Annotated in this window: 12 protein-coding genes; 5 read left to right on the top strand and 7 right to left on the bottom strand. The window is 71.5% G+C overall.

Annotation, left to right across the window (positions count from 1 at the left end; all coding sequences use genetic code 11):
- Positions 1–6: 6 nt before the first annotated feature.
- Both ACGF5O_RS35825 and ACGF5O_RS35820 read right to left on the bottom strand, forming a co-directional pair.
- Complete coding sequence (locus ACGF5O_RS35825; RefSeq protein WP_393814073.1) at positions 7–1,209, bottom strand: cytochrome P450; 1,203 nt, start codon at positions 1,207–1,209, stop codon at positions 7–9.
- A gap of 46 nt (positions 1,210–1,255) precedes the next feature.
- Positions 1,256–2,488, bottom strand: a complete 1,233-nt coding sequence (locus ACGF5O_RS35820; RefSeq protein ID WP_393814072.1) for a CaiB/BaiF CoA transferase family protein — start codon at positions 2,486–2,488, stop codon at positions 1,256–1,258.
- A 98-nt stretch (positions 2,489–2,586) separates the two neighbouring features.
- Between ACGF5O_RS35820 and ACGF5O_RS35815 the strand changes: the two genes are divergently transcribed.
- Together ACGF5O_RS35815 and ACGF5O_RS35810 are read left to right on the top strand one after the other, a co-directional pair.
- A complete protein-coding gene (locus ACGF5O_RS35815) occupies positions 2,587–3,906 on the top strand; it encodes an acyl-CoA dehydrogenase family protein (RefSeq protein WP_393814071.1) in 1,320 nt (439 codons plus the stop codon).
- Positions 3,903–4,694: an SDR family NAD(P)-dependent oxidoreductase gene (locus ACGF5O_RS35810; RefSeq protein WP_393814070.1), complete on the top strand. Its 792-nt coding sequence runs from the start codon at positions 3,903–3,905 to the stop codon at positions 4,692–4,694. Before ACGF5O_RS35815 ends, ACGF5O_RS35810 begins: the two co-directional genes overlap by 4 nt.
- A gap of 132 nt (positions 4,695–4,826) precedes the next feature.
- Here the strand turns inward: ACGF5O_RS35810 and ACGF5O_RS35805 are convergent, their stop codons facing one another.
- Genes ACGF5O_RS35805 through ACGF5O_RS35795 form a run of 3 tightly spaced genes read right to left on the bottom strand, consistent with a single transcriptional unit; the run spans position 4,827 to position 7,726 of the window.
- The gene (locus ACGF5O_RS35805) at positions 4,827–5,852 is read right to left on the bottom strand and encodes a phosphotransferase family protein (protein WP_393814069.1); all 1,026 of its coding nucleotides are present in this window, start codon (positions 5,850–5,852) and stop codon (positions 4,827–4,829) included.
- Positions 5,849–7,375: a class I adenylate-forming enzyme family protein gene (locus ACGF5O_RS35800; RefSeq protein WP_393814068.1), complete on the bottom strand. Its 1,527-nt coding sequence runs from the start codon at positions 7,373–7,375 to the stop codon at positions 5,849–5,851. The genes ACGF5O_RS35805 and ACGF5O_RS35800 overlap by 4 nt, the downstream gene beginning before the upstream one ends.
- 15 nt (positions 7,376–7,390) lie before the next feature.
- Positions 7,391–7,726, bottom strand: a complete 336-nt coding sequence (locus ACGF5O_RS35795; protein ID WP_393814067.1) for a hypothetical protein — start codon at positions 7,724–7,726, stop codon at positions 7,391–7,393.
- A 102-nt stretch (positions 7,727–7,828) separates the two neighbouring features.
- On the opposite strand from ACGF5O_RS35795, the gene ACGF5O_RS35790 reads away from it, so the two are divergent.
- Positions 7,829–8,602 carry an enoyl-CoA hydratase/isomerase family protein gene (locus ACGF5O_RS35790; protein WP_393814066.1) on the top strand — a complete coding sequence of 258 codons (774 nt, stop codon included), beginning with the start codon at positions 7,829–7,831 and terminating at the stop codon, positions 8,600–8,602.
- A gap of 82 nt (positions 8,603–8,684) precedes the next feature.
- Entirely contained in the window at positions 8,685–9,695 is a 1,011-nt protein-coding gene (locus ACGF5O_RS35785) for an LLM class flavin-dependent oxidoreductase (protein ID WP_393814065.1), read from the top strand.
- A 134-nt stretch (positions 9,696–9,829) separates the two neighbouring features.
- Here ACGF5O_RS35785 and ACGF5O_RS35780 read toward each other — a convergent pair whose 3' ends face one another.
- A complete protein-coding gene (locus ACGF5O_RS35780) occupies positions 9,830–11,107 on the bottom strand; it encodes an amidohydrolase family protein (protein ID WP_393814064.1) in 1,278 nt (425 codons plus the stop codon).
- Positions 11,108–11,362: 255 nt separating this feature from the next.
- Between ACGF5O_RS35780 and ACGF5O_RS35775 the strand changes: the two genes are divergently transcribed.
- Positions 11,363–12,841 carry an aldehyde dehydrogenase family protein gene (locus ACGF5O_RS35775; RefSeq protein WP_393814063.1) on the top strand — a complete coding sequence of 493 codons (1,479 nt, stop codon included), beginning with the start codon at positions 11,363–11,365 and terminating at the stop codon, positions 12,839–12,841.
- Positions 12,842–12,889: 48 nt separating this feature from the next.
- Here the strand turns inward: ACGF5O_RS35775 and ACGF5O_RS35770 are convergent, their stop codons facing one another.
- A complete protein-coding gene (locus ACGF5O_RS35770; RefSeq protein ID WP_393814062.1) occupies positions 12,890–14,143 on the bottom strand; it encodes an ABC transporter substrate-binding protein in 1,254 nt (417 codons plus the stop codon).
- Between the last annotated feature and the right edge of the window lie 180 nt (positions 14,144–14,323).

Below are 14,323 nucleotides of genomic sequence, written 5' to 3'. Positions count from 1 at the left end.
GGGGCCTCACCACTCCAGCCGGAGCGACTTGATGCCGTACATGTTGCCGTGCTGCCACAGCTCCTGGCCGGGGGCGACCCGGTAGTCGGGGATGCGCCGGTGCCATTCCTCGACCGCCACGGTGAGTTCGAGGCGGGCGAGGTGCGAGCCGAGGCAGCGGTGCGGGCCGGAGCCGAACGCGATGTGGTTGGTGGCCTTGCGGTGCAGGTCCACCTCCAGCGGGTTCTCGTACCGCTCGGGATCACGGTTGGTGACCGCGAGCGGGAGCATCACCATCTCGCCCGCCTTCACCGGGCAGCCGCCGATCTCGACGTCCTGCGTCGCCTTGCGGGCCGGCACGACGAACGAGTAGACGCGCAGGATCTCCTCCACCCCGGTCGGGATGAGCGCGGGATCGGCGAGGATCTCGGCACGCTGCTCCGGGTGCGTGCCGAAGTGGTACAGCGCCCAGCCGATCGAGATGGGCACGGTGTCGAAGCCGGCCTGGAACATCAGGACGCAGAAGGCGTGCATGTCCCGGTCGTCGATGGGCTCGCCGTCGACGGTCCAGGTCATGGCGTGCGAGAGCAGGTCGTCCAGGGGCGTTCTGCGGCGCAGGGCGATCTGTTCCGCGAAGTACGCCGACACCTCCCGGGTGGCGGCCAGTTGGCGGGCGCCGTCCGGGTCCTCGGCGTGCGAGAGGTGCAGCAGTTCGCGGGTCCAGGCGAGGAAGGTGGGCAGGTCCTCCTCCGGCAGGCCCATCAGACGCATGAAGATCAGGGTCGGGAAGCGGCGCGCGAACTCTTCGAGCACGTCGGCGCCGGCACGCTCGCGGAGCGCGTCGATCAGCTCCGCCGCGGTCCGGCGGACCTCCGGTTCACGGGCGGCCACGGCGCCCGGGGAGAAGTAGCGGCCGAGGAGGCGCCGCCACACGCTGTGGATGGGCGGGTCCAGCATCTCGGGGATCCACAGGAACTTCGGGTCCGGTTCCAGCGCCGTCACCGACCTGCTGGAGAAGGTCCGCCAGTCCTGGAGCGCCTCCTGGACCGCGGGGCCGTCGGTGACGACCCAGAAGCCGCGTGCGACGGTGCTGCGGAACCCGGTGTGGGTGCCGGCCATCTCGTCCCAGCGCTCCTGGTGGCTGAGGACCGGCCCGCCGAGCCGGTTGTCGAAGTGGTAGGCGGGCGTGCCCTCGTACGTCCCCTCGGACTCGTCGAGTGTCGTTCCCATCACGGCTCCTTTCGTCGTACGTCGGTCGGGTCTCGTCGTACGTCCGTCACGTCGCCGCGCCGTCGATCTTGAGGGCGATGAGCTCGTCGTCACCGAGGCCGAGCGAGCGCAGAACCTCGTCGGTGTGTTCCGCGAACTGCGGTGCCCGGGTGAGGGCGGCCGGGGTCTCGTCGAACTGGACGGGGCTGGCGACCAGTTCGCGGTCGACGCCGTCGGCGTCCACGACGGGGGCGATGAGACCGTTGGCCCGCAGGGCGGGATCCTGGCCCACCTCCCAGGCGTTCTGTACGGCCGACCACTGCCCCTCGCCCCGGGAGAGGATCTCCACCCACTCCGCGTACGGACGGGAGGCGATGAGCCCGGCGACGATCCCGGCGGCCTCGGCCGCGTTCGCCATCAGCTTCTCGGTGCTGTCGAACCGTTCGTCGCCGCCGAGTTCCTCGCGGCCGGCGAGCTTGCAGAACTCGCCCCAGTACCGGCCCGGTTGGAGCATCGACAGTTCGATCCAGCGGCCGTCGGCGGTGCGGTAGGCGCCGACGAGCGGGTTGGTGGCCGAGCCGTACCGGGGCTGGGTCTTCACCGGGAGCGGGCCGCCGGTCATCAGCGCCAGGTTGACGGTGAACTGGGTCGCCCAGGCGCCGACGCCGATCAGGGACACGTCCACGACGGACGGTTCACCCGTGGTGGCCCGGGAGTAGAGGGCGGCGGCGATGCCGCCGGCGATGGTCATGCCGCCCATCGAGTCGCCGTACGCGCCGGCCGGCATCCGGGTCAGGCGGTCGGCGCCGGGCGGGGTGACACCGGCGGCGCTGCCGCCGCGCGCCCAGAAGGCCGTGCTGTCGTAGCCGCCCTTGCCCGCCTCCTCCCCGCGGATGCCGAAGCCGCTGCCCCGGACGTAGATGATGTCGGGGTTGACCGCCCGGACGTCGTCGAGGTCGATACGGAGCCTGGCCCGCGCCTCGGGCAGGAAGTTGGTGAGGAACACGTCGCTGGAGCGGATCAGTTCCTCCAGCACGGGCCGCGCCGAGGGCTTCTCCAGGGCCAGGCCGACGCTGCGCTTCCCGCGGTTGGGTCCCTCCATGATCGGGAAGAACGACGAGCCCGCGCTCGCCGCCTCGTACCCGAGCACCCGCACCAGCCCGCGCTGGGCGTCGCCGCGTTCGGCGTGCTCGATCTTGATCACGTCGGCGCCCCAGTCGGCCAGCACGGCACCCGCCGCCGGGACGAAGGTGAACTGCGCGACTTCGAGCACCCGCACGCCCTCCATCGGCCTCTGCATCCGACCAGACCTCCCGATCCGCGCCATTGCGCATACCCAATTGGCCTCTTGCGCTTCGAGTATGGACCCAGGTCGCCGAAAAAGTATACTGTTTTGCCATGCTGGATTTCGCGATCGAACCTGACTTCCAGGCCAGGCTGGACTGGGCCACCGCCTTCGTACGCGAGGAGGTCGAGCCGCTCGACCTCCTCTTCCCGCACGGCGGCGACCCGTACGACACGGGCAACGACAAGGCCCGCGCGATCCTCGGGCCGCTGCAGGAACAGGTCCGGGAGCAGGGCCTGTGGGCCTGCCATCTGGGCCCCGAACTGGGTGGACCCGGCTACGGCCAGGTGCGGCTCGCCCTCCTCAACGAGGTACTCGGCCGCTCCTACTGGGCACCCACGGTCTTCGGCACCGCCGCCCCGGACACCGGGAACGCCGAGATCCTGGCGATGTTCGGCACCGAGGAGCAGAAGGCCGCCTATCTGCGGCCGCTGCTCGACGGCGAGATCGTCTCCACCTTCTCGATGACCGAACCGCAGGCGGGCGCCGACCCCAAGGAGTTCACGTGCAGGGCCTGGCGGGACGGCGACGCATGGGTGATCGACGGGGAGAAGTGGTTCTCCTCCAACGCCCGGTACGCGGCCTTCCTCATCGTCATGGCCGTCACCGACCCGGACGCACCCCCGCACCGGCGCATGTCGATGTTCATCGTGCCGTCGGGGACTCCCGGCATCGAGATCAAGCGCAACGTCGGCACGATGGACGAGCGGGAGAGTCTCGACGAGGGCATCCACGCCTACATCCGCTACCACCAGGTCCGCGTCCCGCTCGACGCCATGCTCGGCGGCCCCGGCGAGGGCTTCGCGGTCGCCCAGGCCCGGCTCGGGGGCGGTCGCGTCCATCACGCGATGCGCACGGTGGGCAAGTGCACGCGTGCCTTCGACATGATGTGCGAGCGCGCGCTGTCCCGCCGTACCCAGGGCACCCTGCTCGCCGACAAGCAGGCGGTGCAGCAGTTCATCGCGGACTCCTGGGTGGAGTTGCAGCAGTTCCGGCTGCTCGTGCTGCACACCGCCTGGATCATCGACACCCAGCCGCACGGTGCAGCCCGCACCCAGATCGCGATGTGCAAGGTGCAGACGGCCAAGGTGCTGCACGACATCATCCAACGGGCGGTGCACCTGCACGGCTCGCTCGGCACCACCGGCGAACTCCCGCTCGCCAAATGGTGGATGGCCGCCCCGAACCTCGCCCTCGCCGACGGCCCGACCGAGGTGCACCGCACCACCATCGCCAAGCAGCTGCTCAGGAACTACTCCCCGGCCGAGGGCCTGTTCCCGAGCGAGCACATCCCGCCGAAGCTGGAGGCGGCCCGCAAGCGGTACGCCCACATCATCGCGGACGACGGCCTCGGCGGCCGGGTGAACGCATGAGCGGCAACCGGGACTTGACGGGCCGCGACGCCAAGTCCATCGCCCCGGCCGACCTGTTCGACCTGTCCGGCAGGGTCGCGCTGGTCACCGGCGGCAGCCGGGGGCTGGGCCGGGAGATGGTGCGGGCCTTCGCCACCGCGGGCGCCGACGTGGTGGTCGCGAGCCGCAAGCTCGACGCGTGCGAGACGGTCGCGGCGGAGGTCCGCGCCCTGGGCCGCCGTGCACTGCCGGTCGCGGCGCACGTGGGCCGCTGGGACGACCTCGGCCGGCTCGCGGACCTCGCGTACGAGGAGTTCGGTCACGTCGACGTCCTCGTCAACAACGCCGGGATGTCCCCGCTGGCCCCCTCCTCGGCGGAGACCAGCGAGGAGCTCTTCGACAAGGTGATCGGCGTCAACTTCAAGGGCCCGTTCCGGCTCGCCTCGCTGATCGGGCAGCGGATGGCCGAGGGCGACGGCGGCTCGGTCATCAACATCTCCTCCTCGGGGGCGTTGTTCCCCCAGCCGCGGTTCGGCCCGTACGCCGGCGCCAAGGCCGCGCTCAACGCGCTGACGACCGTCTTCGCCCTGGAGTACGGCCCGACGGTCCGGGTCAACACGATCTCGGCGGGCCCGTTCCTGACGGACATCTCGAAGTCCTGGACGGAGGAGAAGAGGCAGAGCGCGCGCAGCGCGGCGGGCCGACCGGGGCGGCCGGAGGAGATCATCAGCACGGCGCTGTATCTGGCGAGCGATGCGTCGAGTTATACGACGGGGTCGCTGATTCGGGTGGACGGCGGGTTGTACTGAACAGTGCGGGCGGGTGGGGGCTGGTCGCGCAGTTCCCCGCGCCCCCAAAGGAAGGGGCGCACTGCGGCGCCCCTTCTCTTTGGGGGCGCGGGGAACTGCGCGAGCAACCACGACGCACCCGCAGCCGACCGACTACCGAAGCAGCTCGGTCGCCTCCGCCAACAGCACGGGCAACGCCGGCCCCATCCGCCGGTGCATGTCGCTCAACCGCCCCGCCTTCCGCCCCCGTTTGATCAGCAGCGCCGTCGCCGCCGCCTCCTTGTACTTCGTGAGCGCCTCGAACCAGGCCATGTCACGCAGCGGCTCCCCGCGCGCCTCCTGGTACGCGTCGATCAGCTCGGCCTTGCCCGGCATCCCGGTCGGTTCCGCCGAAACGGACGCCGGATGACGCGCCTCGTCCGTGAAGAAGGTCAGCCAGGTGATGTCGACGCGGGGATCGCCGAGCGCCCAGATCTCCCAGTCGATGACCGCGTTGACCGAGTCACCGTCGCAGAGGGTGTTGCCGAGCCGGTAGTCGCCGTGGGTGAACACCGGCATCATCGCGGCGGGCACCGTCGCCCGCAGCCGTTCCTCGACGGTCTCGCAGCCGGCGCGCAGATCCTCGGGGACGGTCGTGAACGCACGTGCCCAGCGGTCGATCTCGGCGGCGAGAGTGACAACGGGCTCCACCGCCAGGGCCGTTCGTTTTGGATCCGCGCGGTGCAGATGCGCGAGCATCCGGGCGGCGTCGAGTGCCCGCGCCCGTACCTGTCCGGCGGGTACGGTCCCGCGGGGCACGAGCACCGGCTCCACGCACCGTCCGGGCACCAGCTCCATGGCCAGGAAGGGCTGGTGGGCCGTCGGGGCGCCCTTGTCGGAGAACAGCACCTTCGGCACGCGGACGCCGGGCACCCCGGCCAGCACCTGCATGAGCCGCGCCTGGCGCAGGACGTCCCGGTTGCGGACCGGCTCCAGGCCGGGCGGGGCCACCTTGAGGACGACACGCTCGTGACCGGCGGGGGCACCGGCCAGCGTGGCCACGTAGGTGAGGCTCGACGTGCCGCCGGCGAGCGGTTCGACCGACTCCACCGTGGCCCCGGGTGCCCAGTCGCGCAGGGCGACGGCCGTACGCCGCGTCAGCTCCGCGGTGAGGTCCGCGCTGTCGGCGACGACGCTCATGCGCCGGCCCCCGTCCGGCTCCCGGGCTCGGCGGCGAGCGCCTCGACGATGTCGCGGCGGATCAGCTTGCCGGTCGGAGTGCGGGGCAGTTCCGGCCAGCGGGTGATGCGCTCGGGTGTCTTCGAACCGCGCAGCGTGGAGCGCACCTCGGACCGCAGGGCCTCCGGGTCGACGGTCACCCCGTCGCGCACCACGACCACCGCCTCGATGCGCTGCCCCCACTCCTCGTCGGGGAGGCCGACGACGACCGCGTCGAGCACGTCCGGGTGGCCGAGCAGCACGTCCTCGATCTCGGCGGGCGCGATGTTCTCGGCGCCGCGGATGATCGTGTCGTCGGCCCGGCCCTCGATGTGGAGGTAGCCGTCGCGGTCGAGGCGGCCCCGGTCGCGGGTGTGGAAGAAGCCCCGCTCGTCGACGGCGGAGCCCCTTCCCGCGTACTCCCCCGAGACCTGTTCGCCGCGTACCCAGATCTGCCCGGTCTCGCCGGGAGCCGCCAACGCGCCGGCCGGGTCGCGGACCTCCAGTTCGACGCCGGGCACCGGCAGTCCCGCCGAGCCGAGCCTGGCCCGGACCGCGGGATCGTCGCTCGCGACGGCCGTGCGGTGCTCCCGCGGGCCGAGGACGGTGATGGTGGAGGACGTCTCGGTGAGCCCGTAGGCGTTCACGAAGTCCACGTGCGGCCAGGTCCGCAGGGCGGTCTCGACGACCCGGACCGGCATCCGGGCCCCGCCGTAGGCGAGCGTTCGCAGCGAGGGTACCGACCGGTCGAGGCCGACGGTGTCCATGATGCGGGCGAGCATCGTCGGGACGACCATCGCGTTGGTGATCCGCTGCTCACGGACCAGGCCGAGCCAGCCGTCCGGGGTGAACTGCTCCAGGGTGAGGGCCCGGCGCCCGGCGTACAGGTTCGTCAGCACGTTGGACACGGCCGCGATGTGGTACGGCGGGACGCTGACCAGCGCGGCCTCGTCGGAGCCGGCTCCGGCGAACTCCACCGTGCCGAGGACGTAGGAGACCAGGTTGTGGTGGCGCAGCAGCACACCCTTCGGCGCGGCGGTCGTGCCGCTCGTGTAGATGAGCACGGCCGGGGTGTCGGGAGCCGGGTGGTCGTCGGCCGCGCCGGCACCGGAGTCGGCGTGCCCGGCGGCCTGGGCGAGCCACTCGGCGGGGCTGCGGACCGGCAGGCCCGCACGGCGCAGCGCCGCGCCGTGGGCCGGGTCGGCGATGCCCAGCGCGCGGGGGTGGTTGGTCAGCAGGGCGTCGAGCTGGGTGTCGCCCAGGCGGTAGTTGACCGGCACCAGGGGTACTCCGGCGCGGGCCGCCGCGAAGAGCGCGACGGGGAGGGCCGGACCGTTCACCGCGAGGTACACGATGGCGTCGGCCCCGGCCGCGCGGATCGACTCCGCTCCGCCGGAGGCCAGTTCGCGCAGCCGTGCGGCGGTCAGGCCGTCGTCCGCGCGGCCGACGAGGACCCGGTCGCCGAAACCCTCGGCTGCCATGTCCAGGAGCATCGATATGTTCACGGGCCGGCCCGCCCCTCAGTCCGAGGCCGGCAGCGGCTTGGCGGACTTCATCGGCAGCGGGACACCGTTGACCGTGAGCGTGCCGGGTCCCGCCTTGGTGCACAGGAGTTCCACGCCGAGGTCGTCGTCGGCGTACCGCTTCCCGAGCAGTGAACCGGCCGTCGGTCCGGCTGTCGGTCCGGGGGCGGTCGTACCGGTGGCGGCGGCTCCCGCCGCGCTCCTGTTCCCGCCGCCCTCGACCATGGCGGCTCCGCCGCAGCCGATCTCCAGTTCCCCGTCCGGGCACCGCACGACGATCACCGCCGTCGTGTCGACCGTACTGGCGAGCAACTGCCCCACGCGTGGCCTCATCGCAGTGTCCTCCGCGGCTCTCGTGGCGCCGAACCAGCGGCGCCGAGTAACCAGAGAAAAGTATACTACTTTCCTCGATCGCGTCGAGAACGGAGCTGCCGGATGGAACTCGAGACCGTCCTGTTCGAGGTGACCGACCACGTCGCCACCGTGACCCTCAACCGGCCGGAGGTGATGAACGGCTTCAACCAGCGGATGCTGGCGGAGTTCGCCGCCCTCTGGGACACCGTCAGGAACGACGACGACGTGCGGGTCGTCGTGCTGCGCGGGGCGGGTGACCGGGCGTTCTGCACGGGGATGGACGTGAAGGAGGGGATCGACCGCCACCCCAACGTCTGGTCGCAGACGGATCCCGGCGAGTTCCTCTCGCCGAAGCAGAACCAGGTGTGGAAACCCCTGGTCTGCGCGGTGCACGGGATGGCGGCGGGGGGCGCCTTCTACTGGCTCAACGAGGCGGACATCCTGATCTGTTCGCAGGAGGCCACGTTCTTCGACCCGCATGTCAGCTACGGGCTCACGGCGGCCCTCGAACCCATCGGGCTGGCCCGGCGCGTCCCCCTCGGAGAGGCGCTGCGCATCGCCCTGCTCGGCCTGGACGAGCGCGTGTCGGCGGCCCGCGCGCTGCAGATCGGCCTGGTCAGCGAGGTGCTGCCGCGCGAGGAGCTGTGGGACCGCGCCGACGGCATCGCCCGCCTCATCGCGGCGAAACCGCCGGCCGCCGTCCAGGGCACCGTCCGCGCGATCTGGGAATCCCTCGACTCGACCCGCACCCAGGCGCTGCGCACCGGACTGTCGTACACGCAGCTCGGGAACCCCGTCGGGAAGGCCGGGATCGACCGGGCGGCGGTACCCAGGGGGAAGTGGACACTGCGCTGACGGCTTCCCGTCGGCACTTAAATAAGTGTACTTTTTTGATTGATGTCAGATGCCACGTCGAGGTGCTCAACGGGAGGCTGTCATGCGGTTCGGTATGCCCTGGCCCGGCCGGGACGTCGGACGGGAGGCCGAGCAGGCCGGCGCCGAGGCCTTCTGCGCGGGCGAGTTCGCCGACCACGACTCCTACCTCACGGTGGCCGACATCGTGGCGCACACCGAGCGGGCGATGGCGGGGCCCGCCATCGCCTACGCCTTCGCCCGCACCCCCTACGCCCACGCCACCGCCCTGCGCCAGCTGCACGCCCTGGCGCCGGGCCGGCTGTTCCTCGGGCTGGGCAGCGCGGCCTTCCGGATCAACCGGGACTGGCTGGGGGTGCCGGCGGACCGGCCGGTGGCCCGGATCGCCGAGACGGTGGGTGCCGTACGGGCCTGGCTGCACGCGGAGAACGGCGAACGGGTCCGCTACGCAGGCGAGTTCCACGACCTCGATGCCGACGTCCGGGCCCCCGTGCTCGGCCGGCTGGACATCCCCGTCCTGCTCGCCGCGTTCAACGCCCGCATGGCGGTCACCGCGGGCCGGGCCGCCGACGGCGTCATCGGGCACGGGCTGTTCACCGCTTCCTGGTGGAACGACGTCGTCCGGCCCGCGGTGGCCCGGGGGGCGGGCGACCGCGGCCCGGCGGAGCCGCGCCCGCTCGAACACGGCTGGATCATCACGGCGGTCGACGACAACGCGCCCGAACGCGCGATCGCCGACGCCCGCCGCATGATCGCCTTCTACCTCACGGTCCGGACGTACGACCCCTTTGTCGCCCACCACGGCTGGGAGGAGCCGGTCGCCCGGCTGCGCCACGCCTTCCGGGCCGGTGACACCGACGCCATGGCCCGGGCGGTCACCGACGAGATGGTCACCGAGATCGCGGTCTGCGGTACGACCGCCGACGCGAAGGACGCCCTGGCCCGGCGCGCCGGCGCGCTCCCCCGCGACATCGGCTACTTCGCCCCGCCGAGCTTCATGGTGAGCCGCGGCCGGCGCGCCGCGTACGCCCGGGCCGGACTAGCACTGATCGGGGCACTACCGGATTCGGCCTGAGCCAAGAGGACGGCCGGACGGTCGCGACCCGCCGGGTCCGGCCCGCATGCCGGTCGGCGACACGTCCGCCCCGAGGCGGTGTGCGCTCCGGGGCGGACGCGGAGCCGGTCCGGCGGGCCGTCCGGTCCGAGCCGTCAGGCCCCCTCGGGCACCGGCGCCAGCTTGCGGCTGGTGTCGAAGCCGACGACCTTCGCGAGGGTGCCGCCGAGGATCGCGGCGCGGTCCTCGGCGCCCACGCCCTCGAAGTTCTCGGCGATGCACTCCTCGCTGCTGCGGAAGGTGCCCTCGGCGTGCGGGTAGTCGTTGCCCCACATCACCGTGGACAGGCCGGTGATGTGGCGGGCCTTGACGGCCGTCGGGTCGTCGGCGAACTGGACGTGGATCTGGCGCCGGACGTACTCGGTGGGCTTGAGCGGGTAGGGCCACTTGTCGTTGACGGCGAACAGGCGGCCCATCGAGGGCTGCTCCTTGGGCCCGCGGCTGTCGTCCCAGAAGCCGAGCCACCAGTCGGGGTCCTGGCCGGTGCCGGTCTTCCACGCCTTGTCCATGTAGCCCATGAAGGAGACCAGCCAGCCGGCCGTGTACTCGATCAGGTTGAAGTGCAGGTCGGGGAAGCGCTCGCACACCCCGCCGCCGACCAGGCTGGCGATGATGCCCTGCGGGCCCGCCACGGCCGAGCCGACCGCGCTGCCCATGGTGCGGCCGGCCACCATGTCGTCGGTCAGGTTGCCCTTGCCCATGTTCATGGCCGTCATCAGGCCGCGGACAGTGAGCGCGGTCTCGGACACCTGCTCCTTGACCTTCACCCCGCCGGTGGCGACGTGGATGAAGACCGGCAGCCCGTGCGCCTGCGCGGCCGCCCAGACCGGGTCGAACTCGCGCGAGTAGTACGGCAGCGGCGGGATCTCCGGGAGGAGGAGCGCGCCGATCCCCAGCCGCGCCACCCGCTCGATCTCCGCGACCGCCTCGGGGACGTTCGTGAGCGGGATCGCGGCGGTCGGCCGCAGCCGGTCCTTGTACGGCAGGTACCGCTCGACCAGGTAGTCGTTCCACACCCGGGCGTGGGCCATGGAGAGTTCGTGGTCGTCCGTGAAGAGGACGAACAGCGAGAGGTTCGGGAACATCACCGAGGCGTCGACGCCGTCGAAGTTCATGTCCCGGATGATGTGCTCCGGGTCGCCGTCCGGGGTCTCCCCGCCGGTCTGCCGGTACTTGGAGATGGTCCAGCCGTCGAAGCCGATGGTGTGCAGCTTCTTGAACTCGGTGTGCCCGCCGTCGACGATCGGCTCGTCGAGGGTGAACTCCTCTTCCCACAGGGCGCGGTCACGCAGCCGCTTGGGCAGCCGGGTCTTGAAGAGATCGACCGGCTCGATGATGTGCGAGTCGCCGGAGACGACAAATTCCTTGAACACAGGCGGTACCTCTTTCGAACCTCGTCGTTCGTCGCAGAAATCCAACCCGCTGGTGCTGCCGAAGTTAGCTGTACCGATCGGTCCAGTCAATGATTCAGCATACGGATTGAGCAGGTGATTTCCGCGCGGAATCCTGACGCCTTGCTGACAAAGGGAACGCGGCGACCCTGCGGCCACCCTCTTCCCGCGATGCGCAAATTAAGTACACTCAACTGCGCAGGTCTGGGTATCACCGCAGGCGACCAGGAGACCGACATGACGACCGCGTACGCGTTCTCCGCGCAGCTCTACATCGACGGGCGGCGCACCGACGGACGGTCGGACACCCCGACGACCGTCCGCAATCCCGCGACGGAGGAGACGATCGCCGAGGTCCCCGGCTCCTCGCCGGACGACGTCGACGAGGCGGTACGGGCGGCCCGGCGCGCCTTCGACGAAGGACCGTGGCCGCGGATGCGGCCGGCGGAACGCGCCCGCGTCCTGCTGCGCATGGCGGACGCGATGGAGCGCCGGCTGCCCGAGCTCGTCGCCGTCAACATGGCGGAGGCCGGTTCGGTCCGGGCCCTGGCCGAGACCCTGCAGACCAGTGTCCCGGTGGCGCATCTGCGGGACATGGCCGAGCGGGTGATGCCCGGGTTCGCCTGGGAACGCCCGACGGACCCCACGATCACGCCGGGCACCGGCATCTCCCAGGGGGTGCTGCGTCGCGAGGCGTTCGGGGTGTGCGCGCTGGTCTCCGCCTACAACTTCCCCTTCTTCCTCAGCATGATGAAGGTGATCCCGGCTCTGGCGGCCGGCTGCACCGCGGTACTGAAGCCGGCGCCCGCCACGCCCCTGGAGTCCCTGCTGATCGGTGACTTCGCGGACGCCGCGGGGCTGCCGCCGGGTGTGCTGAACATCGTGACCGGTGACGTGGCGGAGGGCCGGGCGCTGACCACCCACCCCATGGTGGACCTGGTGAGCTTCACCGGCTCCGACACGGTCGGCCGCACGGTCTACGCCCAGGCCGCCGCCTCGCTGAAGAAGGTCGTCCTCGAACTCGGCGGCAAGTCGGCCAACATCGTCCGCGCCGACGGCGACCTCGACGGCGCGGTCCGTGCCGCGCTCACGGGCATCACCGCCCATGCCGGACAGGGCTGTTCGCTGCTGACCCGCACGCTGGTCCACAAGTCCGTCCACGACGAACTGGTGGCCCGGCTGACCGCGGCCCTCGCGCGGGTGCGGGTCGGCGATCCGGCCGACCCGGCCACCACCATGGGCCCGCTGATCAGCGAGGCCCAGCGGGGCAAGGTCGAGAAGCTGATCCGCGTCGGCGAGGAGGAGGGAGCCCGTCTCGTCTGCGGCGGCGGCCGGCCCCCCGGTCTTGACCGCGGCTACTTCGTCGAACCCACGCTCTTCGCCGACGTCGACAACTCCATGACCATCGCACGCACCGAGTTCTTCGGCCCGGTCGGCGTCGTCATCCCCTTCGCCGACGACGCGGAGGCGGTGCGGATCGCCAACGACAGTCCCTACGGTCTGGCCGGCGCCGTGTGGAGCGCAGACACCGTGGCCGCGTACGAGATGGCGTCCCGTATCCGGACCGGTGCGGTCGCCATCAACGCGAGCAGCGCCGGAGTGATCCCCCGGGCCGCGTTCGGCGGCTACAAGCAGAGCGGACTCGGCCGGGAGTGGGGCGAGTTCGGCCTCGACGAGTACCTGCAGACGAAGACGGTCAGCTGGGCGGCACGCTGAGAGCGGCCGCCGGGCGGCAGGTGCCCCGGCGTGCCGCCCGGCAGCCGGCTACCTGACGCTGACCTTCACGCCGGCTATCTGCTCGCCGCAGGCCGGTGACGCCGCCGGATCCGGGACGAACTGCGCGCCCTTGAGCAAGGAGACGAAGGTGCAGTCGCCGGGGCCGCCGACCGAGTAGGTGCCCTTGTGCGCGAAGTCGGCGGGCTCCGGGAAGAGTCCTCCGGCGGTCCAGCTCCGGTCGGTGCGCAGTGCGGCCATCAGCTGCTTGCGGCTCGCGGCGCAGCCGGCCTTCTCCAGCCCGTGCAGCAGCAGGTCCGCACTGATCCAGCCGACCGCCTGGGAGAAGGAGGGAATGCCGGAGGCCGACCTGGCGTACTGCTTGAGCGCCGCCGACCAGGCGGTGGTCGCCTTCGTGTCCGTCTCCACCGGCGCGTACGACGTCATGAAGCCCACCCCCTGCGCCACCTTCAGCGTGGGCGGCGACTTCAGCAGGTCCGCCCCGTAACCGGTGGCCAGCAGGACCGACTTCATCCGCACCCCGGCCCGGCGCAGGCCGGTGGCGAGCGCGAAGCCGGTCTCGGGGATCACCGGGGCGTAGAGCACGTCGGCGCCCGACTTCTTGATGCCGAGGACGATCGGCCCGACGTCGGCGCTGCCGAACGGGACCCGCTCGTTGACGTAGCCGCGGCCCAGTCCGGCGTGTTCGGCGGAGAGCGCCGCTCCCTCGGCGGCCTTGGCGGAGCTCGGCGTGTTGTAGGCGACCACGGCGACCTTGGTCCCGCCGAGTTTCTTCCAGTAGGCGCCGAGGGTGGTCGCGGCGCGGTCGTAGTCGGTGCCGGACATCGCGGGGAAGAGGTTGTCGTACTCCTGGTCGAACCACTGCTCGCCGCCGTCGAAGGCGCCGCCGAGGAAGGGGGTGCCGCCGGCCTGGGTGCCGGCGTACTGTCCGGCGCCGTAGAAGTAGGTGCTCACCGGCAGTACGGCGTACACGTTCTCCTGCTGCACCAGGCGCTGGGCCCCGGTGAGCGCTCCCTGCGGGGTGGACTGGTCGTCGGCCATGACCACGTCGAAGCCGCGCGCGGCGCACTTGCCGCCGGCCGCCTTGTAGGCCGCGAACCGGGCCTTCACCCCGCTCTCCGTGTCGGCGTAGTGCGCGGCGGCCGTGCCGCTCAGCGAGGTCAGCACGCCGACCTTCACCGGCCCGCCGGCGCTGTCCGCGTCACCCGCGGCACCGCCGCCGCAGGCGGTGAGCAGCAGTAGCGCGGCGCTGGTCCAGGTTGCGATGGCACCGGTTCTCCTCATGTGCTCTCCTCCGTCCCCGGCCCGTCGAGCGACGGTTCCGGCAGGTGGTACGCGAGGCACAGTGGAGCATATTAAGTATCCTTTGTCACCGTCTCGTGCGGCGATATGCCCCCGTAGGGTTGACGCGAACTCACTATGAGAGCACTTTAATCGGGTCCCGTCGCTCATCCGAGCACGAAC

The sequence above is a fragment of the Streptomyces sp. NPDC048291 genome, assembly GCF_043201715.1.
In the GTDB taxonomy this organism is placed as follows: domain Bacteria; phylum Actinomycetota; class Actinomycetes; order Streptomycetales; family Streptomycetaceae; genus Streptomyces.
Note: the sequence above shows the minus strand (reverse complement) of the source record. Positions and strands in the feature narration are given on the sequence as shown.

Bases quoted from the DNA above. Each gene is read 5' to 3' on its own strand.
- ACGF5O_RS35825 (WP_393814073.1), bottom strand. From the start codon at position 1,209: ATGGGAACGACACTCGACGAGTCCGAGGGGACGTACGAGGGCACGCCC.
- ACGF5O_RS35820 (WP_393814072.1), bottom strand. From the start codon at position 2,488: ATGCAGAGGCCGATGGAGGGCGTGCGGGTGCTCGAAGTCGCGCAGTTC.
- ACGF5O_RS35815 (WP_393814071.1), top strand. From the start codon at position 2,587: ATGCTGGATTTCGCGATCGAACCTGACTTCCAGGCCAGGCTGGACTGG.
- ACGF5O_RS35810 (WP_393814070.1), top strand. From the start codon at position 3,903: ATGAGCGGCAACCGGGACTTGACGGGCCGCGACGCCAAGTCCATCGCC.
- ACGF5O_RS35805 (WP_393814069.1), bottom strand. From the start codon at position 5,852: ATGAGCGTCGTCGCCGACAGCGCGGACCTCACCGCGGAGCTGACGCGG.
- ACGF5O_RS35795 (WP_393814067.1), bottom strand. From the start codon at position 7,726: ATGAGGCCACGCGTGGGGCAGTTGCTCGCCAGTACGGTCGACACGACG.
- ACGF5O_RS35790 (WP_393814066.1), top strand. From the start codon at position 7,829: ATGGAACTCGAGACCGTCCTGTTCGAGGTGACCGACCACGTCGCCACC.
- ACGF5O_RS35785 (WP_393814065.1), top strand. From the start codon at position 8,685: ATGCGGTTCGGTATGCCCTGGCCCGGCCGGGACGTCGGACGGGAGGCC.
- ACGF5O_RS35775 (WP_393814063.1), top strand. From the start codon at position 11,363: ATGACGACCGCGTACGCGTTCTCCGCGCAGCTCTACATCGACGGGCGG.
- ACGF5O_RS35770 (WP_393814062.1), bottom strand. From the start codon at position 14,143: ATGAGGAGAACCGGTGCCATCGCAACCTGGACCAGCGCCGCGCTACTG.